The following is an 18,277-nucleotide window of genomic DNA, read 5'->3' as shown; positions in this document are numbered from 1 at the left end:
GTCGACAAGTTCGAGTACCGCCGCGGCTACAAGTTCTCGACCTACGCCACCTGGTGGATCCGGCAGGCGATCACCCGCTCAATCGCCGACCAGGCGAGAACCATCCGCATCCCCGTGCACATGATCGAGACCATCAACAAGATCGTGCGCACGTCCCGCCAGATGCTCAACGAGATCGGCCGCGAGCCGACTCCGGAAGAGCTCGCCGAAAAGCTCGGCATGCCGCTCGAGAAGGTGCGCAAGGTCCTCAAGATCGCCAAGGAGCCGCTGTCGTTGGAGACGCCGGTCGGCGACGAGGAGGATTCACACCTCGGCGATTTCATCGAGGACAAGAACGCGATCCTGCCGATCGACGCCGCGATCCAGTCCAATCTCCGCGAGACCACCACGCGCGTGCTGGCGAGCCTGACCCCGCGCGAAGAACGTGTGCTCCGCATGCGCTTCGGCATCGGCATGAACACCGACCACACGCTGGAAGAAGTGGGGCAGCAGTTCAGCGTGACCCGCGAGCGCATCCGCCAGATCGAGGCGAAGGCGCTGCGGAAGCTGAAGCATCCGAGCCGGTCGCGGAAGCTGCGGAGCTTCTTGGATAACTAGTTTTGGTCGTCATTGCCGGGCTTGACCCGGCAATCCATCGGAAAAAGAGCGGCGGGCGAAAGCCCGCCGTTTTTGTTTCAAAGCCCCAGAAACCCAGATTGAAAACTTCCGCACGAAACGGCGAAACGACTTGGCCCCGAGAGCCCCGGCCGGACGTTGTAATCAGAGGGAACGCCGGCCCTCGACCAGTCTCGCGGGCCATTCACTGACGGGAGACGAGCATGACACTCATTTGGCTTGGTGTGCTCCTTGTTTTCGGCGGCATGTTGCTGATGATGTATCAGCCGATCTGGCAAGGGCGGCTGAGTGGCAGAACGCGACTTCGGTCCGGACAACCGAGGGATACGTTGGAGCCGTCAAGACCGGCCGCGGGCTTCGGAATCAAATCGAACTGGCCCGGCCTTGCAATGGTCGCGCTCGGCGCCGCTTTCCTGCTGGCGGCGGCTGCCATCTGAATTTGAAGTAGCTCCGTCCGGGCCTTCTGCGTTGCGCAGTCCGGCGACAAGATCGCCGAGCGCCGGGCCGAGATTGATTTTGGTTCGCTGGAGGAGCAGCCCGGGGTTGAGGTGATCTGCTTCGGAGCCTACCATTGCAGACTGTGTCCGCCCCACACCTCACCGTCTGGTACAACACCCGCTGCCCCGTCTGCGACGCCGGCATCGACTGGCAGCGCAACAGGCTGCTTGCGGCGGTGCGTGCGGGCACGGTCGAGTTCAGGGATATCAACGAACAACGCGATGCGCTGGCGCAATACGGCGCTGCGCTCGACGATATCAGGCGCCGGCTTCATGCCACCGACGAGGCCGGCCGGCTCATTGTCGGGGTGGATGTCGCGGTCGCGCTGTGGCGGATGACGCCGGGGCAGGGGTGGCTTGCCGCGCCGAAGCCTTGGCGCAGGCGTGTCCCGAACATCCACGAACGGCGGGCGAAAGTCCGCCGTTTTTTGTTTGGCCTATTTCGCTAGGCCCTGCGAGCTAGTTGCTCGCAGTCATACCTTGGTCGCTTCGACCACTGAAGCTGCGCCCCGTATTGTTTGCTAGAAAACTTGAGCCACGATTCCAGTCAGGAATGCCGAACGGCCCCCCGGGCTATTTTCTGAAGAGGTCACGAATAAGCGTTGGGGCAGATTCTTGACTGCGCTGAAGCAGTTCGCCCAGTCTCCTTTCGGCAACCGGCAGGCTCACGCGACATCTTTTTGCGAGATCGCCAGCCTTGCTGTAGCCCCGCGCCACGGAGGACGGAATGAGAAGTGCTCCGGCAAATCGGTTCGCTTCGGCCTCAATCCTGGCGTTAACGGGTGATCGCCCAACACCTTGTTTCTCCGGCGCCAGTCGAGGACGTGGATAGTCCCAGTGAAGGCACAAATGCCCCAGTTCATGAGCGATAGTGAATCGGCTGCGTGGATCGTCTCGATGGGCACCTTCGTAAATGTCTTCGCGCACCAGTATCCGAACTGGATTGAATTCAGTTGCTGCTTCGGCAGGTGCCAGTTTGTCGCTTGGCATCACCTCAAGAACGAAATCAGCAAGAGCTTGGCTCAAATCATTCTCGACAGCCTGAAGAATGTCGAAGTAGGGTTCATTGCCAAGACTGAAAAGTTCGCGCAAGAGTGTAGCATAGCGCTCGATCTCCGCTGGAGAGCGGACTCTTGGTACTTTCTCTCGCCGATTTGATGCGCTCACGTGATGTTCTCTTTTCGACTAGTCAAGCTGTTCAGGATATTGATCAACTCGCCATCTCGTTCAGGATGACCCCTTTTCTTCGGCTTTCTCAACGATGCTTGGTTTGCGACAGAATGGCGTCGCAGTTCGGCTTCCTCCGCTTCAGTCAACTGCATCCATTCTACAAGTTGATCAAGATACCCCTCCGGTAGTCCAATTAGCCCACGCTCGATGGCCGAAATGCTCGAGCAAGGAACACCAGTAGCCTTGGATTGGTCAGCCATTACGACCTTCATATTGGCGCGGAGCTGACGGCAGGCCAGCCCAAAAGCAGTCATTGGCATCAAAAAGCCCATCGATCACAGGCCAAACCATTCGAGATATAGTACATTGCGTCACGAAGCTCATAACCAGCCCCTATATGTAGAGAGTCGTCAACGAGATTTTCGGCCAGAGGTTCCCATCCACAACTCCTGAGGTTCCCATCCACAGCTTAAGCGTGTGATTTAGGGCCGGCTAGCGAATCTGTCTTGCTATGACTCATATTTAGTGGCAAAAGGCTGCGTTTTTCCGCATCTAGGCGCCCGCCCATATGGCCTCCCACGCTTTGCCAACGCGTCTGCCCCCGGAAAGGATCGCATCGATCGCCGAGCAGGCTGCGGAGGCCTTTTCTTACATGAGTGATCTTCATATTGAACGTGTCGTGGACGAGTTAGGCGGCCGAATTCGCTTGAAGGATTTTTGGGACAAGTCCACCAAGAGCGGGTCTCTCGAAGTTTCTTCTCTTAAGGACTTTGATATTTTTATTCCCAGTCACACGACCTATGAACGCGATCGATTTACGATCGCTCATGAGTTAGGCCACTACATCCTGCACTATCTAACTAACAGTGACCCTCGGAGCGAGCAGAAGTTTACGATTGATCGATACGGCGATAACGCGATTGAAACTGAGGCTAATTTATTTGCGTTTTCATTCCTAATGCCGGAGCGAAAGTTTCGCGAACAGTTCGATGCATCTAACGGCGAGATTAGCTCCGTAGCTAGATTTTTTGGCGTCTCAGATACGGCGGCTCGCGTTCGGGCTAATATGTTAAAGCTTCATGGAAAACCGAAAACGGCTGGAAGCGCTGCCAGCTTTTCTGCAGCCTAAGTTTAGGCTGTTTCTCAGCGTCGATCTTGTCGGCTCTACCGCCTCAAAACAGCGGCCGCGATTTCCAATTCAAACACCGGAGCGCCTCTGGGTCGATGGCGGAATGGCGCCGCCATGGCTATCGCCAATCGCAAATTTCTTTGGAGGATTCCAAGAAGAGTTTGTTCGCGAATGGAAGAATTTCAAGGCTGAGCTTGCCAAGAAACTTGGATTGAAGGTGGCGATTGATCCGTCGTTCTGGAAGGCGAACGGTGATGAACTGATCTTTGTCAAAGAGCTGGATGATCGGAAGGAAATCCTCGGCTGCATTGATGCTTGGATGAAGGCATTGAAGTCGTTGAGGCCCAAGCTCATGGAAAAGGGCTTGGATTTGAAAGCGACAGCATGGACGGCTGGATTTCCTGTTACGAATTCCGAACTTATTTTTTACACAAATCCAGGGGCGCCTGATGCATTGTTTGAGGACGATCATCGGTTGCGGCAGTTTGCGCTTCTAGAAAAGTTTCACGAGAATAAGGATCTGAGTTCAGCCAACTCAGTTATCATCGACTTTATTGGCCCTTCGATTGACATCGGCTTCCGACTGGCAACGCAATCAACGCCGCGTCGTTTCGTGGTATCAATTGACATCGCCTACTTTCTCGTCACGGCACATCTCCCGCCAGGTGTACCTTTGCCTCGCATTTTTTACAGCGGGAGAGTCGAGTTGAAGGGTGTGCTCGGCGGCAAGCCTTATCCGGTCTTTTGGATCGATACGTTGGCTGGCGATACCTTCTCCGAGAAGGAAGACTCCCTGTTAGGAATCCGCCAAGCCAGTAAGGAGGATATTCAGAACTTCTGCGAAGGGTTTTATAAGGAGCATTCCGGGTTAATGTTTCGGCCATTTATCTTCCGTGAATCCGAAAGCCAATATGGCGAGTTTCCTGAAAATTACATTCTGGCGCTCGAACATCTCCGGGATAGATGGAGTGATGAAAAGCTGATTGCCTTGAAGGTCACTGAAGTTGAAAGCGCGATGAACGGTTCAGAGACTTTAAGCGAAGCAGAGTCGGCACAAAAGGAGGACGACATTCTTTCTGCGCTGACAGAAGGGAGGTCTCGCGTACGTTCTGAAAAGGATGAGACCCAAGGTAACGTCGACTGACTTGGAGCGTCCTTCAAGGATTGCTAGATGACCGAATGCAGATTGATTTCGGAATTCTTGAAGAGCTGAAGCGACGACCCGCCCCCTCGACAGCGCCAAAGGGGCTCCGCCATCATGACCATTCCCCACCACCTCACCGTCTGGTACAACACCCGCTGCCCTGTCTGCGACGCCGGCATCGACTGGCAGCGCAACAAGCTGCTTGCGGCGGTGCGTGCGGGCACGGTCGAGTTCAGGGATATCAACGAACAACCCGATGCGCTGGCGCAATACGGCGCTGCGCTCGACGATATCAGGCGCCGGCTTCATGCCACCGACGAGGCCGGCCGGCTCATTGTCGGGGTGGATGTCGCGGTCGCACTGTGGCGGATAGCGCCGGGGCAAGGGTGGCTTGCCGCGCTGTTTGGCAATCGCGTGACGCTGCCGTACACGCGCTTCTTCTACGACCGCTTTGCCGATTTGCTGTTCGCCTGGAACAAGCGCAAGGGGCGGTGGTGAGGGCGATAACGCCTTCCTGCGCGCACCGCTATTTCTTCTTCGCCCCGACCCGGCTGATTTCCTTGATCGCGAGCGGGGCGCGGCCGGCTTTCTCGGCGATTTCGCGGTCCTGCTCGATGATGAAGCCGCGCGCCGGCTCGTCGCCGTCGAGGCCGCCGAGCAGCTCGGAAGGCACGCGCCGGTTGGAGCGCTGCGAGCCGTCTTCATAAACGACGTTGAAAAAGGCAAACTCGCCTTTGGGATTGGTCCCGGGTTTCTTGGCCATGGCGGCTTGTCTCCGATGAGGGCGCCAATGTCAAATGTCGGCGATCCCGTCCTCACGCCTCCACCACCATCCTCTCATCCTTCTCCAGCGCGCCGTCGACGATGTGCAGCCGCCGATGCATCTGTTTGGCCAGCTCGACGTCGTGCGTCACCGCCACCACGGTCTTGCCGTAGACCGTGACGAGGTCGCGCAGCAGCTCGAACACCTGGCGGGTGGAGATGGAATCGAGGCTTCCCGTGGGTTCGTCGGCGAGGATCACCGGCGGGTCGTTGGCGAGCGCGCGGGCCACCGCGACGCGCTGGCGCTGGCCGCCGGAGAGCTGGTCGGGGGTCTTTTGGCGGTGCTCGCCGAGGCCGAAGGAAGCGAGCAGGTGCTCGGCGCGGGCGAGGATCTCGCGCGGCGGCAGTTTGCCCAGCGCGCGCATCGGCAGCGCCACGTTCTCCATCAAGGAGAATTCCGGCAGCAGGAAGTGGAACTGGAACACGAAGCCGAGCAAGGTCAGCCGCGCGCGCGTGCGCTCCGCCTCGCTCATCGCCGTGGTGGAGCGGCCCTTGATCAGGACATCGCCGCCGGTCGGCAGGTCCAGGAGGCCGAGCAGATAGAGCAGCGAGGATTTGCCCGAGCCCGAGGGCCCGGTGATGGCGATGAATTCGCCCCCGCCAATGCTGACACTGACGTCGCGAACCAAGGTCACCGGCACGGTGCCGGGCAGGATGCGCGTGACATGCCGCGCCTCGATCAGGGCTGCGCTCATGTCGCGCCCCGGATGATGTCGACGGGATGGACCTTCGCTGCCGCGCGCGCCGGGAAATAGCCTGCGACGAGGCTGGAGACGAGCGCGACCGCGGTCGCCAGCGCATAATGCTTCACCGAATAGAGCACCGGCAGATGGTTCTGGTCGGAGAACGGCGTCTTGAATTCCAGCGAGGCGAGCCCTCGCGTCATCAGGTAGCCGAGCCCCCAGCCGAGAATGGCGCCGACCAGGCCGATGATCAGCGCCTCCACCATGAAGATGGCGCGGATGGTGCGATCGCGGAAGCCGAGCGATTTCAGGATCGCGATGTCGCGCGTCTTCTCATGGGTGATGGTGGCGACGATGTTGAAGGTGCCGAAGCTCGCCACCAGAAGGATTGCGCCGACGATCGTATACATCAGCACGTTTCGCAGCGTGATGGCGGAGAGCAGGTCCTCCTGCGCCTCCTGCCAGGAGATCGACTTGTAGCCGGTCTGCTCGCCGATGCGCTCCGAGATCAGCCGCGCTTCAAGCGGTTCGGCGGTGCGCACGCGGATCTCGTTGATGACCCCGATCTGCTTCTCCAGCGTCTGCGCGGTGCGCAGCAGCACATAGCCCGATGTCTCGTCGGTCATGCGGAAGCCGGAGTGAAACGTTCCGACCACGGTCGCGGTCAGCGTGACGCCGCGCGCCGACACCAGCGTCAGGTTGGAATTGACGCGGGCGCCGATCTTCCTGGCCAGGCGATCGCCGAGCAGGATGGCGTTCGAGGCGCGATACAGCGAGTTCAGCGTGCCCTCGCGCATGTGCTTGGTGAGGTTGGAGACGTTGCCTTCGGTATGCGGATCGATGCCGACGACCGATATGGTGAGGTCGCGCCCGGCAAAGCGCAGCACCGCCTTGGACTGCACCGACGCGGTCAGCGCGCCCGGCACCCAGGTCTGCAAGGAGGCGATGGTCGCCATCGGGTTCTTGATGCCGGGCCGGCGTACTTCCGGCGTCAGGCCGTGGATCTCGGCGGCGGAGAACGCGACGTTGGCCGGCTGCGGCGTCGGCGCCCGCAATTCGTCGGTGATCGAGATGTGCGGCAGCGCGTCGACCAGCGTGGCGATGAAATCGTCCTGCGAGCCCTCCATCATCGCCGCCATCATGATGGAGAAGCCGACGCCGGTGACGACGCCCAGCACCGCCACCAGCGTCTGCCGCGCGCGGCGCGTGATGTGAGTCCAGGCAATGGTCAGGATCAGCTTCATGGCGCGATTTAAGGCCCGGCGACCGGCGTGCCGCGCACCCGGGTGCGGTTGCGGATGTTGGTGGTGGCGGGCGAGACGATCTCTTCGCTCTGCTCGACGCCCTTCACGATCTCGACGCGGTTGGTGCCGCGGATGCCGGTCTCCACCTTGCGGAACGTGAGCTGCCCGTCCTTGTAGACCAGCAGCCCCTGATCTATCACCGCATTGGAGGGCACCAGCAGCACGTCCGCCTTCTCGCGGGTGACGATGTTGGCTTCCACGCTCATGCCGATGTGCAGCGGCGTGTCGTCGGGCAGGCCGATGCGGACGCGGAAGGTCTTTGCCACGGGATCGCCGGCCGGCGTGATCTGCTTGACCGTGCCGGTCAGCGCCCGCCCGGCAAAGGCGTCGGTGCGTAGCAGCGCCTTCTGGCCGACTTTGATGCGCGGCAGGTCTTCCTCGTTCACCTCGGCGACCACCCAGAGCGGCCGTGCCAGGCCAATGCGGTAGAGGATGGTGCCGGACTCCACCATGTCGCCGACCTCGCCGTCCTCGCGCAGCACCGTGCCGTCCATCGGCGCCAGCAATTCGTAGTAGCGCAGCCGTTCGACCTGCGCCGAAATCTGCGCCTGGATGCGCGCAAGATCGCTGCCGGCCTTCTGGTGCGCCTGCGCCGTGGTGGCGCCGCGCGCCAATAGTGTCGTCTGCCGGTCGGATTCCTGCAGCGAGAACGATTCCAGCGCGCGAAGATCCTTCAGCGTCGCCTGCGCCTCGCGGTCGTCGAGCCGCGCCAGCCGCTCGCCGGTCTTCACCTCCTTGCCCTCGCAGCGGCAGCGCTCGACGAGGCGCCCGCGCACCAGCGGGGTCAGGCGCGACCACGTCTCGGGCTCGACCGATCCGGTGGCATAGACGATCTCGGCCGCGGCGCCGCGCGTCACCTTTGCGATCGTCACCGCGGGACCGCGCATGTACCACCATGCCGCGGCGCCGATCGCTGCGATCAGCCCAAGCGCGGCAACCAGCTTCCATCGCGGAAAGCCGGACTCGTCCTCCTGCAATTCGTCGATCGGGGTGACCGGTTGGGCCGGCCTGGATTCCATTTTCATCTCGATCCGAAGCCTCTCCGGTTGCAATGCCGCGCGTCCAGCAGTCGGCCCGCGCTAGCCGGCGTCTTCCAGCGCCGCCGACGTCGTGTCCTGCCAGACCGCCGCAACGCTCGCCTGCGTCTGCGGCACGATCAGGCAATGGCCCTCATGGTCGAAGCCGCAGAACCGCAGCGTGGGATCGCCGCGCACCTCGGCCAGCGCGCGGTTGATGGCATCGAGGCATTCGATCACCCGGCCGATGTTCTGCAGCCGGGTGTGATGCAGGATGTCCATCAGGCGAAACTGCATCAGCGGCGGCTGTCCCATCGAAATCCCGGGACGGCTGAACTCGAACAGCACGTTCACCGCCGGCAGGTACCGCTGGATGCGCGCCAGCACTGCGGCGACGTCGTCCTGCGTACAGGCCACCAGATGGCTGGCGGATGCTTGCGGCGCGGCGGCCGGCGCAGCGGCGGCAATGCCCAGCGCGGCGATCACCTCATGCTCGATCCAGCGGCGCACCTCCGGCGGTGCGGCCCGGATCTGTTCGATGGACAGCGTGATCCCGATCATGAACGGCTCTCCTTGCGTCCAGATTAGGAGAAGCGCGGATTGAAAGTGTTGATGGGGATCAAGTCCTTGCGCCCGGCATGCCGCCCGGGGGCAGCGCTTTGACGGACTTCATTTCGCCATGCGATGATGGAACAGGGTTCTGGGATACCGGGGAAATGGATTGCACGGATTGATTGGGGGCCGCAGAGCCCAAGGGAAATAGGAATGACCAGGATTGTTTCGACCGTTGCCCTCGCGCTCGCGATACTCGCATGGCTCGGCCCCCGGGCTCATGCCGCGCAATGCGGCAGCTCGGCCGCCGGCTACGAAGGCTGGAAGCAGCAGTTCGCCGGCGAAGCGCGGGCCAAGGGCATCAGCGCCGGCACCATCTCGGCGCTGATGGCGACCAACTACGCGCAGGCGACCATCAATGCCGACCGCGGCCAGCGCAGCTTTCAGCTCACGCTCGATCAGTTCCTCGCCAAGCGCGGCGCGGCCGCCATCGTCGCCAAGGGGCGGAAATTGAAGGCCTCGCAAGGCGCGCTGTTCGCCTCGATCCAGCAGCGCTACGGCGTGCCGCCGGGGCCGCTGCTGGCGATCTGGGGCATGGAGACGGGCTTCGGCACCCAGCGCGGCAACCAAAACATGCTCGCCTCGATCGCAACGCTCGCCTATGACTGCCGGCGCTCGGCATACTTCACCGAACACCTCTACGCCGCCCTGCAACTGATCGACCGCGGCGCGCTGTCGCCGGGCCAGCGCGGCTCCATGCATGGGGAAGTCGGCCAGACCCAGTTCATGCCCAAGGCCATCCTGGCCTACGGCACCGGCAATCTCGAGAACGCGGCGAATGCGCTGACCTCGACCGCCAACTTCCTGCGCGCCCATGGCTGGCGCGCGGGCGCCGGCTACCAGCCCGGCGAGCCAAACTTCGCTGCCATCCAGGCCTGGAATGCGGCCGGCGTCTACCAGAAGGCCATCGCGCTGATGGGCCGCCAGATCGACGGGGGAGAGTAGGGAGGCATCGCTCTCTCCATCGTCAAGCCCGGCCATGACGAAGGTCGGAATGCGTGGCTCTTAGCGACCGGCAACTCTCCGCGTCGCTTCCTGCTTCACCGCGCGCAATCCGCCGCGCGGCTCGTCATCGTCATCCGCGCTCATCGCCATGATGGCCGTGCCCATCGCGGTCGAGCCGAGCGTGACGATGAAGCCGCCGAGCAACAGCCCGATCGGAACGAGCGGGGAGCTGTCGGCGAGGATCAGGTCGCGCAAGCCCCCGGGGTTGAGCACCAGCAGACCGCCGACCAGCAGCACCGCCAGCGTCACGCCGATGCCGAGGTTGACTGCAAGCAGCCGCGTCAACGGCATGTCCAGTTCTCCGAACCGTTCGTGCCTTCCGTACCGCATCTCTAGCATATCCGCGCATCGCCGCCCACGGCGTCAACGCCTTGTGGTGCGAGAGCGTTCCTAAGTTTGCGGCTGCGGCTTGCTCGGTGCGTTACCTCCCTCGCGGGGGAGGGTTGGGGAGAGGGGGCAGCCCGGGCCTCGGGCGGAGGTGGTCAGCTGTCGACACTTCCCGGGAGCGAGTTTCCTGGTCCTTCTATTTCGCCTGCGCCGCCGCCGCGCGCTCCTTCTCGATCCGCCGCTGCAGCATCGTGAAATACTTTCCCGGCCGGAACCGCTGCAAGAGGTCCAGGAATCTCGCATCGCCGCCGATCAGCACCCGCGGCGCGTCGGTCTCGATGCCCTTGATGATGGTCTGCGCCGCCACGTCAGGCGTCGTCTTGGCGAATTCATTGTCGAACCGCTCGATCGATTCGACGCGGCGGGCGTTGTCGGTGATCCCGGCACCGGTGCGCATGTTGCGCACGATGTTGGTCTTGATGCCGCCGGGATGCACGACCGTGAGCCGGATCGGGCTCTTGTTCAGCCAGAACTCGTGCCGCAGCGCCTCGGAAAAGCCGCGCACGGCGAATTTCGAGGCGCAATAGGCGGTCTGCCCTGCCGGGGCAATGATGCCGAAGATCGAGGAGATGTTGACGATATGCGCCGCCTTCTGCCGCTCGAGATGGGGCAGGAAAGCGCGGCTGCCGTGCACCACGCCCCAGAAATTGATGTTCATCAGCCATTCGAACTGCGACTGGTCGATTTCGTTGAACTGGCCGAGCAGGGCGACGCCGGCATTGTTGATGACGATGTTGAGCCCGGGATGCGCGCTTGTGGCGGCGTCCGCGAAGGCCCGGATCTGGGCGGGATCGGAAACGTCGAGGCGGTGCGTCGTCACCTTGCGTCCGCGGGCGGCAAGCTCGGCGGCGACCGCCGCAAGGCCGGCCTCGTCGCGGTCGGCAATCGCAAGGTCGCAGCCGCGCGCGGCGAGCTCGATTGCCAGCGCCCGGCCGATGCCGCTCGCCGCCCCCGTCACCGCGGCGGCGCTTCCGTTGATCGCAGTCATTTGATGTCGGCTCCGTCGGATCGTGATGTCGGGCCGAAACCTATACGGCCCGCCGGCTTTGGCAACCGGATTGGCGCGAGGCGGCGCTTCCACGATTTCCCGCGGCGTGATATTTGCCGGGCATGACGCTGTCCTTCCTGCTGACCTCGCTGATCGTGGTCGCTTCCCCCGGCACCGGCGTGCTCTATACGCTGGCGGTGGCGCTGGCCCAGGGCTCGCGCGCGTCGGTCGCCGCCGCGTTCGGCTGCACGCTCGGCATCGTGCCGCAGATGATCGGGGCGATGCTGGGGCTTGCCGCCATCCTGCACACCAGCGCGCTGGCCTTTGCGGCGCTGAAATGGTGCGGCGTCGCCTATCTGCTCTACATGGCCTGGCAGGCGCTGCGCGAGACGGGGGCGCTGGCGATCAAGGCCGGGCCGTCGGCGAGATCGGACCGCAAGGTGATCGTCACCGCGGTCCTGATCAACGTCCTCAATCCGAAGCTGTCGATCTTCTTCTACGCCTTCCTGCCGCAATTCATCGCCATCGACGAGCCGCATCCGCTGGCGCGCCTTCTGGAACTGTCGGCCGTGTTCATGCTGATGACCTTCGTGGTGTTCGCAGCCTACGGCCTGTTCGCCGCCGCCGTCCGCGACCGCGTCATCTCGCGCCCGAAGGTGCTGGCCTGGCTGCGCCGCAGTTTTGCGGCGGGCTTCGCTGCGCTGGGTGCGAAGCTGGCGCTGTCGGAGCGTTAGCTCCTTGTGGCCCGCCTCTCGCTTCATCTTCGAGGCGCGACGCAGGAAAATTTCAAGAAAAGCACCTCAAAACGCATAACAGCTGTGGATAACGCCATCATGGCGTCGTGACAGCACGCGGCAGCAGCCCGCGAATCTGTTGGAAATGTACGCGAGGATGTTGCGAGGTTGGCCCTCCGCCACAATGCATGCCTCGGAGTCGCGTTCAATCCATTAACCCCTGAGAGGATACTATGGCTAAGAAAGCGAAGAAGGCCAAGAAGGCGAAGAAGGCGAAGAAGGCCAAGAAGTCCAAGAAGTAACTATTCAGCCCGGGTGGAGCGCCGCGCGCTCTGCCCGGGCGCCCAATCAGGGTACCGGGTTTCGTTGAGTTGATTTTAAAGACGGCGGGCGGCGGCCCGCCTTTTTGATTCATGGCTGACCCTCGTCCCGAGCGGCGTCGCGCCGCCGACAGGGTTAACGCAACACCAATGCGGGCGCCTTCTGTCCCCATTCGACGCACCGGTCAAAGGCCGTCCTGCGCATTCATCAAAATAAAACCACGGCTCGGATTCTGCGGCCGCGGTCAGACTCCGTTAAGCGCCGCAGCTGCAGTTTGGCCCGTAAGAAAACGGGGATTGTCTCGAACCGAATCCCGACAATGGGCCGTTCGATAATCTAGGGGAGACGGGACAATGCGGTCCCGCATTTGGCGATGCTGAGCGTTCCGACGCTGTGGACCGTATTGGTCATCAATTTCCTGGCGCTCGGCCTGATCTGGGGCTATGTGCAGCGGACCTATCCCTCGTTCGAAGCCGCCGATTTCTGGACCGGTTCGGCCTTCTGCTGCGCTCTCGGCGCGGCGCTGACCATGCTGCGCATGGTGTTCACCGATTCCCTGCTGCCGCTGCTGGCCGCCGGCACCATGCTGATCTTCGCGACCTGCCTTGCCACCATGGGCATCCAGCGCTTCTACGCGCAGCCGGTCGACTGGCGCCGGGCCATCCTGATCACAGGCGGCACCTTCGCCTGGCTCTCCTTCTTCATCTTCGTCTACGACAGCGTGCCGATCCGGATCTCGATCTTCACCGTCGCGCAGGCGCTGCCGCTGGTGCCGGCCATAAGACTCCTGCTGTGGCCGCCGGACGGCCGCCGCAGCGCCGGCGCGCGCCTTGCCGGAATCATCGCCAGCTTGATCGTCGCGATGTATGCGGTCCGCCTGGTGGCAGCCTTCGCCCGGATCGGTGGCGAGTTCTCCTTCGTCCAGCACGACAACCAGTTCCAGTCCTTCCTGGTCCTCGTGCTGGTGTTCCTCTCCATGGCGCTGAACTTCGGCTTCGTGCTGATGGCAATGGACCGCCTGCGCAACGAGGTCGCCGATCTCGCGCTGATGGACGATCTCACGGGCGTTGCCAACCGCCGGCATCTGCTGCAGCGGCTGACCGAGGAATGCGCGCGCTCGGAGCGCTCCGGCGAGGCGTTCGCGCTGCTGGTGATCGACCTCGACGGCTTCAAGGGCATCAACGACACCCACGGCCACGCCGCGGGCGACGCCTGCCTGCAGCATTTCACCCTGACGGCGCAGACCCGGCTGCGGCACGGCGACCTGCTGGCGCGCACCGGCGGCGACGAATTCTGCATCGTGCTGCCGTCCTCCACCTTGCGCGAGGGCGCGATGATCGCCCGTCGCGTGCTCGAGGTCTGCCGGGCGGACGCCGCCGATTGTGCCGGCACCGATATTCCCATTTCCGTCTCGATCGGCGTTGCGCAATGGACGCGCAGCATGGGCGTTTTCCCGGACCGGCTGATCGCGGCCGCCGATCACGCGCTCTACGAGGCCAAGCGCGACGGCCGCAACCGCTTTGCCGCCTACGACCCGTCGCCGCCGCTGGTGCCCGGCCTCGAAGGCTATCCGGTCGCGGAGGCCATCCGCAAGCGCGCCTGAGCATCCAGAAACGTGCTAAGGCGTCAGCGCCACCGGATATCGAGCCTCATGAAATTTCGCCTGTCGATGATGGCGCTTCTCACCATCGTATTCTCTCTTCCCGCCACCGCGCAGTCATCCGACCTCGCGACGCTGGCGCGCGCTTCGGGCACACCGGAGATTCCCGGGCTGAAAATGGTCTGGCTTGCCCCCTGGGGCGACGTTTCGAAAGCGCACCCCTGGAAGAACATCATCGTGCACCAGACCGAGGGCCCGGCCGGATCGGCGAGGGGCGGCGCGCAACTGCAGAACAGGAATCCGACGAGGCGCGGGGTCACGGTGTGGGTCGAGATCGACGGCACGGTTTACTGGGCGGTGGCGGAGCATCTGGTGCCGACCCATGGCGACGGCGCCAACCGCAACGACAACAAGTACATCGACAACCGGCCGACCTTCCGGCAGGTGCTCGGCAGCAATTCGATCGGCGTCGAGTTCGCCGGCAATTTTCCGGATGTCACCCGCGGGCCCACTGAGGCGCAGGTCGCGGCATGGCGGGTGCTCGTGAAGGTGCTGCGCGCGCGGTACGACATTCCGCTCGATCGCGTCTATGCGCACAACTGGATCGACTACAAGGACGCGCGCTATTGCGAAGGCTGCCAGCTCGCGAAGCTGGCGCGGGAGTGGGGCGAGTAGGGCGTTGAGCCGGTCATTGGCCCAATCTGGATAAGCCTGCGATTTTGGGGTATCGTGGCCGCATGAAGACCCATACCATCGAAGTTGATGACGATACGGCCGTGGCCCTCAAGCAGCGCGCCGAAGAGCGTGGCGTCAGCGTGCCGGAATTGTTGGCCGAACTGGTTGCGCTTGCAGCCGGTCCTGCCGAGGCAAGTGGCGATAATATCGCCGAGCTTGATCGCCGCTCAAAGGCATTCGAAGCTCAGGACTCGGTTGCGTCGAATGACGAGGTTGTGCGGTGGCTTCAGACGTGGGGCACGCCGACGTTCCGGGCCTGGCGCGATCGATGAAGCTTGAATGGTCGAACGCGGCGCTCGCCGATCTCGACCGCTTCGTGGAATTTCTCAACCGGGAGCACCCCTCGCTTGCTGCGATTGTGGCGAGGGAAATTATTGCAAAGACGCAAGTGTTGTCGCAGCACCCCAAGCTGGGACGGCCGATTGCGGGCCGCCCTGAATATCGGCAGATCGTGCTCCAGGTTCTGGGCACGGCCTATGTCTTTCAGTATCGCTTCGACGGCACGCGGCTCGTGATGCTGCGGGTGTTTCATAGTCGTGAAGCACGTGAATAATGCCGTTGTGGCGGCGTGCGTCCAAAAACAGAAAGCCGGCGTTGCCGCCGGCCTTCGTTTCGATCCGCCTGTGACTGTTGGCTAGTGCGCGGCTTCCAGCGCCGCTTCCTGCCTTGCAATCGCGCCCTTGACCGCGGACTGCACCTTCTCGAAGGCGCGGACCTCGATCTGCCGGACGCGCTCGCGCGAGACGCCGAATTCGGCGGCGAGGTCTTCCAGCGTCATCGGCTCCTCCGCAAGGCGCCGCGCCTCGAAGATGCGGCGTTCGCGCGGGTTGAGCACACCGATCGCGCCGCTCAAGGCCTGGCGGCGGTGATCGAATTCCTCGCTCTCCGCCATCAAGGCTTCGGCGTTGGGCGAATTGTCGACCAGCCAGTCCTGCCATTCGCCGGCTTCGCCGTCGTCGCGGATCGGTGCGTTGAGCGAGGCATCGCCGCCGAGACGGCGGTTCATGTCGACAACGTCCTGATCGGTCACGCCGAGGCGCTTGGCGATGATCTTGACCTGGTCGGGACGCAGATCGCCCTCGTCCAGCGCGTTGATCTTGCTCTTCGCCTTGCGCAGGTTGAAGAACAGCTTCTTCTGGTTCGCGGTAGTGCCCATTTTCACGAGCGACCAGGAACGCAGGATGTACTCTTGAATCGACGCCTTGATCCACCACCTGGCGTAGGTGGCGAGACGGAACCCCTTCTCGGGTTCGAACCGCTTCACCGCCTGCATCAGGCCGACATTGCCCTCCGAGACGACCTCGGAAATCGGCAAGCCGTAGCCGCGATAGCCCATGGCGATCTTGGCCACGAGCCTGAGGTGGCTGGTGACGAGTTGATGTGCCGCGTCGCGATCGTCATGCTCGCGCCAACGCTTGGCGAGCATGTATTCCTGCTGGGGTTCCAGCATCGGAAACTTGCGGATCTCGGCGAGGTACCGGGAAAGGCCGGATTCTCCATTGAGAATCGGCAACGTAGCTGTGCGGGCCATTAAGCGCCCTCCAGATGTTCAGGCCCCCGATAGCGGCGGGCCTGGCAGGTGGCCGCTTTGTCAAAGCCGGCCAACTTGCGATGTTCCGCGCTGGATATTCAGCGCAGGTGCAATATACCCCAAAACGCCCCCGATAGGGAAGGAATACTGACGTCACGTCCCCGTGTGGCAGATATAACTTTTTGTAATAATTGGCGTTTTCCGAGCAGCCTGCGTCATAGCGCCGCCTGCAGGGTTTTCTCCAATAGGAGCAAATCCTCCGGCAAAGCCGCCTCCCAGTGAAGAACTTCTCCGCTTCGGGGGTGCTCCAGGGCCAGGAGGTAAGCGTGGAGGGCCTGCCGCCCGAGCGCGGTCAGGGCCGCCTGCGCCTCCGGTCCGAGGTGGCCGGCCTTGGTCTTGAAGTGGGGGCCGTAGACCGAGTCACCTAATAGAGGGTGGCCGATATGGGCCAGGTGCACCCTGATCTGATGGGTCCGCCCGGTCTCGAGCTGGCAGGCCAGCAGCGAGGCTACCGGCTTGCCGTCGCGGCCGCCAAAGACCTCGCGGATTTCCCAATGCGTCACGGCTTCGCGGCCGCCCTCGCGCACTGCCATCTTTTCCCGCGCATACGGATGGCGGTCGATCGGCGCATCGATGGTGCCGCGCTGCCGGTTCGGCACGCCCCAGACGAAGGCGAGATAGCCACGGCGCATCTCGCCGGTGCGGCCGTGGTCGGCGAACTGCGCCGTCAGCGAAGCGTGGGCGGCATCGTTCTTGGCCACCACCATCAGACCCGTGGTGTCCTTGTCGAGCCGGTGCACGATGCCCGGCCGCTTGACCCCACCGATGCCGGAGAGACTCTCGCCGCAATGGGCGATCAGCGCGTTCACCAGTGTGCCGGTCTCGTGCCCGGCGGCGGGATGCACGACCAGGCCCTTCGGCTTGTCGATGACGATGATGTCGCCGTCCTCGAACACGATATCGAGCGCAATATCTTCGCCCTTCGGCTCTGGCGGTGCGGCTTCCGGCACGTCGATTGTGATCGTATCGCCCGCGGTGACGTGATAAGCGGGGTCGCGGATTGGCGCCCCCTTCACGGTCACGGAGCCGGCCAGGATCAGCGCCTTCAGCCGCGAGCGCGACAGGCTGGCGCAGCGAGCGGCCAGCACGCGGTCGAGCCGGGGCGAGCCTTCGTCGCCCCCGACCGTGACATGAAGCGTCTCACCGCCGTTTGAAGAAGAGCCTTGCAAAGAACAACCTTATGACCGAAGCCGCCATTCCCGAACCGACCCCCGAACAGGCCGCCTTGTTTGCCCGGGTGCGGCGGATGATGCTGATCGCGGGCGCCACCACGGGCGTTGCGATCGCGGCCGTGCTGTTCGCCGTCGGTTACCGCCTTTACCGCAGCGAGCCAAGCGTGACTACCGCCGCGTCAGACGTCACCGCCGCCCTGCCGAAGGGCGCCCGGATCGTCTCCACCGCGGTCGCCGGCGAGCGGCTGGTGGTGACGCTGGATGTCGGCGGGGCGACGGAAATCCGCACTTTCGATGTGAAGACGCTGAAACCGGCCGGAAAGCTGAAATTCGTCAGCGAGCCCTGAGTTTGCGTGGGCGGGCCGCGCTGGCCGCGTAGCCACACTAACTAAATCAGGCCAAGGCGCCTTGCGGCAGGCCGATTTCAAGGCTATTGCCTGAGGCGCACGCTCCCTTCGTCTAGCGGTTAGGACGCGGCCCTCTCAAGGCTGAAACAGGGGTTCGATTCCCCTAGGGAGCGCCATAAATTTCAATAACTTAGATTCGCTCTCGAGAAGTCGTCGAATATCCGTTGAATAAGCGTCGGCGAACCATGGCGGACTTTGCCGGCCTAATTGGTAGACTCAGCCGCGGCGTATTCTCGCTTCCATTGCAGGCTAGAGTTCGCTTTGCCTCTCGAAAAGGTGGCGGACGTAAATGCAACATTTGGCTTAATCTAGAATCCGAGTAGGCCGGCTTCATCTGACGCGAAA

The 18,277-nt window shown here is 62.9% G+C and carries 24 protein-coding genes and 1 tRNA gene; 13 read left to right on the top strand and 12 right to left on the bottom strand.

Going from position 1 to position 18,277, the window contains the following annotated elements:
* The coding region (locus tag ACT4OC_RS04635) for a sigma-70 family RNA polymerase sigma factor (RefSeq protein WP_444837779.1) at window positions 1-597 on the top strand (597 nt) is incomplete at its 5' end.
* 356 nt (window positions 598-953) lie between these two features.
* Here the strand turns inward: ACT4OC_RS04635 and ACT4OC_RS04630 are convergent.
* On the bottom strand, window positions 954-1,187 hold the full coding sequence (locus tag ACT4OC_RS04630; RefSeq protein WP_444837778.1) for a hypothetical protein: 234 nt from the start codon (window positions 1,185-1,187) through the stop codon (window positions 954-956).
* Between the two features lie 8 nt (window positions 1,188-1,195).
* On the opposite strand from ACT4OC_RS04630, the gene ACT4OC_RS04625 reads away from it, so the two are divergent.
* The gene (locus tag ACT4OC_RS04625) at window positions 1,196-1,561 is read left to right on the top strand and encodes a DCC1-like thiol-disulfide oxidoreductase family protein (RefSeq protein ID WP_444837792.1); all 366 of its coding nucleotides are present in this window, start codon (window positions 1,196-1,198) and stop codon (window positions 1,559-1,561) included.
* A gap of 124 nt (window positions 1,562-1,685) precedes the next feature.
* On the opposite strand, the gene ACT4OC_RS04620 is transcribed toward ACT4OC_RS04625, so the two are convergent.
* Both ACT4OC_RS04620 and ACT4OC_RS04615 read right to left on the bottom strand, forming a co-directional pair.
* Window positions 1,686-2,279 (bottom strand): ImmA/IrrE family metallo-endopeptidase, encoded by a 594-nt coding sequence (locus ACT4OC_RS04620; protein WP_444837777.1) that lies wholly within the window; start codon window positions 2,277-2,279, stop codon window positions 1,686-1,688.
* Entirely contained in the window at window positions 2,276-2,614 is a 339-nt protein-coding gene (locus ACT4OC_RS04615; RefSeq protein ID WP_444837776.1) for a hypothetical protein, read from the bottom strand. Before ACT4OC_RS04615 ends, ACT4OC_RS04620 begins: the two co-directional genes overlap by 4 nt.
* A 236-nt stretch (window positions 2,615-2,850) precedes the next feature.
* Between ACT4OC_RS04615 and ACT4OC_RS04610 the strand changes: the two genes are divergently transcribed.
* The 3 genes from ACT4OC_RS04610 (at window position 2,851) to ACT4OC_RS04600 (ending at window position 5,053) form a co-directional block, all read left to right on the top strand.
* Window positions 2,851-3,411: an ImmA/IrrE family metallo-endopeptidase gene (locus ACT4OC_RS04610; RefSeq protein WP_444837775.1), complete on the top strand. Its 561-nt coding sequence runs from the start codon at window positions 2,851-2,853 to the stop codon at window positions 3,409-3,411.
* Window positions 3,362-4,555, top strand: a complete 1,194-nt coding sequence (locus ACT4OC_RS04605; RefSeq protein WP_444837774.1) for a hypothetical protein — start codon at window positions 3,362-3,364, stop codon at window positions 4,553-4,555. The genes ACT4OC_RS04610 and ACT4OC_RS04605 overlap by 50 nt, the downstream gene beginning before the upstream one ends.
* Window positions 4,556-4,669: 114 nt before the next feature.
* A complete protein-coding gene (locus ACT4OC_RS04600; protein WP_444837773.1) occupies window positions 4,670-5,053 on the top strand; it encodes a thiol-disulfide oxidoreductase DCC family protein in 384 nt (127 codons plus the stop codon).
* A gap of 28 nt (window positions 5,054-5,081) precedes the next feature.
* Here the strand turns inward: ACT4OC_RS04600 and ACT4OC_RS04595 are convergent, their stop codons facing one another.
* From ACT4OC_RS04595 to ACT4OC_RS04575, 5 genes are read right to left on the bottom strand one after another with little or no spacing between them, the layout of a single operon-like run.
* Window positions 5,082-5,318 (bottom strand): hypothetical protein, encoded by a 237-nt coding sequence (locus tag ACT4OC_RS04595; protein ID WP_444837772.1) that lies wholly within the window; start codon window positions 5,316-5,318, stop codon window positions 5,082-5,084.
* Between the two features lie 52 nt (window positions 5,319-5,370).
* On the bottom strand, window positions 5,371-6,072 hold the full coding sequence (locus ACT4OC_RS04590; RefSeq protein WP_444837771.1) for an ABC transporter ATP-binding protein: 702 nt from the start codon (window positions 6,070-6,072) through the stop codon (window positions 5,371-5,373).
* Window positions 6,069-7,304: an ABC transporter permease gene (locus ACT4OC_RS04585; RefSeq protein ID WP_444837770.1), complete on the bottom strand. Its 1,236-nt coding sequence runs from the start codon at window positions 7,302-7,304 to the stop codon at window positions 6,069-6,071. Before ACT4OC_RS04585 ends, ACT4OC_RS04590 begins: the two co-directional genes overlap by 4 nt.
* An 8-nt stretch (window positions 7,305-7,312) precedes the next feature.
* Window positions 7,313-8,383: an efflux RND transporter periplasmic adaptor subunit gene (locus ACT4OC_RS04580; protein ID WP_444837769.1), complete on the bottom strand. Its 1,071-nt coding sequence runs from the start codon at window positions 8,381-8,383 to the stop codon at window positions 7,313-7,315.
* Between the two features lie 60 nt (window positions 8,384-8,443).
* Window positions 8,444-8,941, bottom strand: a complete 498-nt coding sequence (locus ACT4OC_RS04575) for a hypothetical protein (RefSeq protein ID WP_444837768.1) — start codon at window positions 8,939-8,941, stop codon at window positions 8,444-8,446.
* A gap of 204 nt (window positions 8,942-9,145) precedes the next feature.
* Here ACT4OC_RS04575 and ACT4OC_RS04570 point away from each other — a divergent pair, with 204 nt between their 5' ends.
* The gene (locus ACT4OC_RS04570; protein ID WP_444837767.1) at window positions 9,146-9,937 is read left to right on the top strand and encodes a lytic murein transglycosylase; all 792 of its coding nucleotides are present in this window, start codon (window positions 9,146-9,148) and stop codon (window positions 9,935-9,937) included.
* 60 nt (window positions 9,938-9,997) lie between these two features.
* Here the strand turns inward: ACT4OC_RS04570 and ACT4OC_RS04565 are convergent, their stop codons facing one another.
* Complete coding sequence (locus tag ACT4OC_RS04565; RefSeq protein ID WP_444837766.1) at window positions 9,998-10,288, bottom strand: hypothetical protein; 291 nt, start codon at window positions 10,286-10,288, stop codon at window positions 9,998-10,000.
* 232 nt (window positions 10,289-10,520) lie between these two features.
* Window positions 10,521-11,372 (bottom strand): SDR family NAD(P)-dependent oxidoreductase, encoded by an 852-nt coding sequence (locus ACT4OC_RS04560; RefSeq protein WP_444837765.1) that lies wholly within the window; start codon window positions 11,370-11,372, stop codon window positions 10,521-10,523.
* A gap of 122 nt (window positions 11,373-11,494) precedes the next feature.
* Here ACT4OC_RS04560 and ACT4OC_RS04555 point away from each other — a divergent pair, with 122 nt between their 5' ends.
* From ACT4OC_RS04555 to ACT4OC_RS04535, 5 genes are all read left to right on the top strand, one after another.
* Window positions 11,495-12,106 carry a LysE family translocator gene (locus ACT4OC_RS04555; protein WP_444837764.1) on the top strand — a complete coding sequence of 204 codons (612 nt, stop codon included), beginning with the start codon at window positions 11,495-11,497 and terminating at the stop codon, window positions 12,104-12,106.
* Between the two features lie 694 nt (window positions 12,107-12,800).
* A complete protein-coding gene (locus ACT4OC_RS04550) occupies window positions 12,801-14,030 on the top strand; it encodes a GGDEF domain-containing protein (RefSeq protein WP_444837763.1) in 1,230 nt (409 codons plus the stop codon).
* A gap of 66 nt (window positions 14,031-14,096) precedes the next feature.
* Window positions 14,097-14,702 carry a peptidoglycan recognition protein family protein gene (locus ACT4OC_RS04545; protein WP_444837791.1) on the top strand — a complete coding sequence of 202 codons (606 nt, stop codon included), beginning with the start codon at window positions 14,097-14,099 and terminating at the stop codon, window positions 14,700-14,702.
* Between the two features lie 62 nt (window positions 14,703-14,764).
* A complete protein-coding gene (locus ACT4OC_RS04540; RefSeq protein ID WP_444837762.1) occupies window positions 14,765-15,034 on the top strand; it encodes a hypothetical protein in 270 nt (89 codons plus the stop codon).
* Entirely contained in the window at window positions 15,031-15,315 is a 285-nt protein-coding gene (locus ACT4OC_RS04535; RefSeq protein WP_444837761.1) for a type II toxin-antitoxin system RelE/ParE family toxin, read from the top strand. The genes ACT4OC_RS04540 and ACT4OC_RS04535 overlap by 4 nt, the downstream gene beginning before the upstream one ends.
* An 81-nt stretch (window positions 15,316-15,396) precedes the next feature.
* On the opposite strand, the gene rpoH is transcribed toward ACT4OC_RS04535, so the two are convergent.
* Both rpoH and ACT4OC_RS04525 read right to left on the bottom strand, forming a co-directional pair.
* Complete coding sequence (rpoH, locus tag ACT4OC_RS04530) at window positions 15,397-16,293, bottom strand: RNA polymerase sigma factor RpoH (RefSeq protein ID WP_444837760.1); 897 nt, start codon at window positions 16,291-16,293, stop codon at window positions 15,397-15,399.
* Between the two features lie 215 nt (window positions 16,294-16,508).
* Window positions 16,509-17,522 carry an RluA family pseudouridine synthase gene (locus tag ACT4OC_RS04525; RefSeq protein ID WP_444837759.1) on the bottom strand — a complete coding sequence of 338 codons (1,014 nt, stop codon included), beginning with the start codon at window positions 17,520-17,522 and terminating at the stop codon, window positions 16,509-16,511.
* An 11-nt stretch (window positions 17,523-17,533) separates the two neighbouring features.
* Here ACT4OC_RS04525 and ACT4OC_RS04520 point away from each other — a divergent pair, with 11 nt between their 5' ends.
* Both ACT4OC_RS04520 and ACT4OC_RS04515 read left to right on the top strand, forming a co-directional pair.
* Entirely contained in the window at window positions 17,534-17,872 is a 339-nt protein-coding gene (locus tag ACT4OC_RS04520; protein WP_444837758.1) for a hypothetical protein, read from the top strand.
* A gap of 101 nt (window positions 17,873-17,973) precedes the next feature.
* Window positions 17,974-18,048: transfer RNA gene (locus ACT4OC_RS04515), tRNA-Glu, on the top strand.
* Window positions 18,049-18,277: the final 229 nt, after the last annotated feature.

It is taken from the genome of Bradyrhizobium sp., from assembly GCF_052389815.1.
Classification (GTDB): domain Bacteria; phylum Pseudomonadota; class Alphaproteobacteria; order Rhizobiales; family Xanthobacteraceae; genus Bradyrhizobium.
Note: the sequence above shows the minus strand (reverse complement) of the source record. Positions and strands in the feature narration are given on the sequence as shown.

Bases quoted from the DNA above. Each gene is read 5' to 3' on its own strand.
- ACT4OC_RS04575 (WP_444837768.1), bottom strand. From the start codon at position 8,941: ATGATCGGGATCACGCTGTCCATCGAACAGATCCGGGCCGCACCGCCG.
- ACT4OC_RS04610 (WP_444837775.1), top strand. From the start codon at position 2,851: ATGGCCTCCCACGCTTTGCCAACGCGTCTGCCCCCGGAAAGGATCGCA.
- ACT4OC_RS04555 (WP_444837764.1), top strand. From the start codon at position 11,495: ATGACGCTGTCCTTCCTGCTGACCTCGCTGATCGTGGTCGCTTCCCCC.
- ACT4OC_RS04570 (WP_444837767.1), top strand. From the start codon at position 9,146: ATGACCAGGATTGTTTCGACCGTTGCCCTCGCGCTCGCGATACTCGCA.
- rpoH (WP_444837760.1), bottom strand. From the start codon at position 16,293: ATGGCCCGCACAGCTACGTTGCCGATTCTCAATGGAGAATCCGGCCTT.
- ACT4OC_RS04630 (WP_444837778.1), bottom strand. From the start codon at position 1,187: ATGGTAGGCTCCGAAGCAGATCACCTCAACCCCGGGCTGCTCCTCCAG.
- ACT4OC_RS04565 (WP_444837766.1), bottom strand. From the start codon at position 10,288: ATGCCGTTGACGCGGCTGCTTGCAGTCAACCTCGGCATCGGCGTGACG.
- ACT4OC_RS04580 (WP_444837769.1), bottom strand. From the start codon at position 8,383: ATGGAATCCAGGCCGGCCCAACCGGTCACCCCGATCGACGAATTGCAG.
- ACT4OC_RS04560 (WP_444837765.1), bottom strand. From the start codon at position 11,372: ATGACTGCGATCAACGGAAGCGCCGCCGCGGTGACGGGGGCGGCGAGC.
- ACT4OC_RS04550 (WP_444837763.1), top strand. From the start codon at position 12,801: ATGCTGAGCGTTCCGACGCTGTGGACCGTATTGGTCATCAATTTCCTG.
- ACT4OC_RS04605 (WP_444837774.1), top strand. From the start codon at position 3,362: ATGGAAAACCGAAAACGGCTGGAAGCGCTGCCAGCTTTTCTGCAGCCT.
- ACT4OC_RS04590 (WP_444837771.1), bottom strand. From the start codon at position 6,072: ATGAGCGCAGCCCTGATCGAGGCGCGGCATGTCACGCGCATCCTGCCC.
- ACT4OC_RS04585 (WP_444837770.1), bottom strand. From the start codon at position 7,304: ATGAAGCTGATCCTGACCATTGCCTGGACTCACATCACGCGCCGCGCG.
- ACT4OC_RS04600 (WP_444837773.1), top strand. From the start codon at position 4,670: ATGACCATTCCCCACCACCTCACCGTCTGGTACAACACCCGCTGCCCT.
- ACT4OC_RS04545 (WP_444837791.1), top strand. From the start codon at position 14,097: ATGATGGCGCTTCTCACCATCGTATTCTCTCTTCCCGCCACCGCGCAG.
- ACT4OC_RS04540 (WP_444837762.1), top strand. From the start codon at position 14,765: ATGAAGACCCATACCATCGAAGTTGATGACGATACGGCCGTGGCCCTC.
- ACT4OC_RS04535 (WP_444837761.1), top strand. From the start codon at position 15,031: ATGAAGCTTGAATGGTCGAACGCGGCGCTCGCCGATCTCGACCGCTTC.
- ACT4OC_RS04615 (WP_444837776.1), bottom strand. From the start codon at position 2,614: ATGGGCTTTTTGATGCCAATGACTGCTTTTGGGCTGGCCTGCCGTCAG.
- ACT4OC_RS04595 (WP_444837772.1), bottom strand. From the start codon at position 5,318: ATGGCCAAGAAACCCGGGACCAATCCCAAAGGCGAGTTTGCCTTTTTC.
- ACT4OC_RS04520 (WP_444837758.1), top strand. From the start codon at position 17,534: ATGACCGAAGCCGCCATTCCCGAACCGACCCCCGAACAGGCCGCCTTG.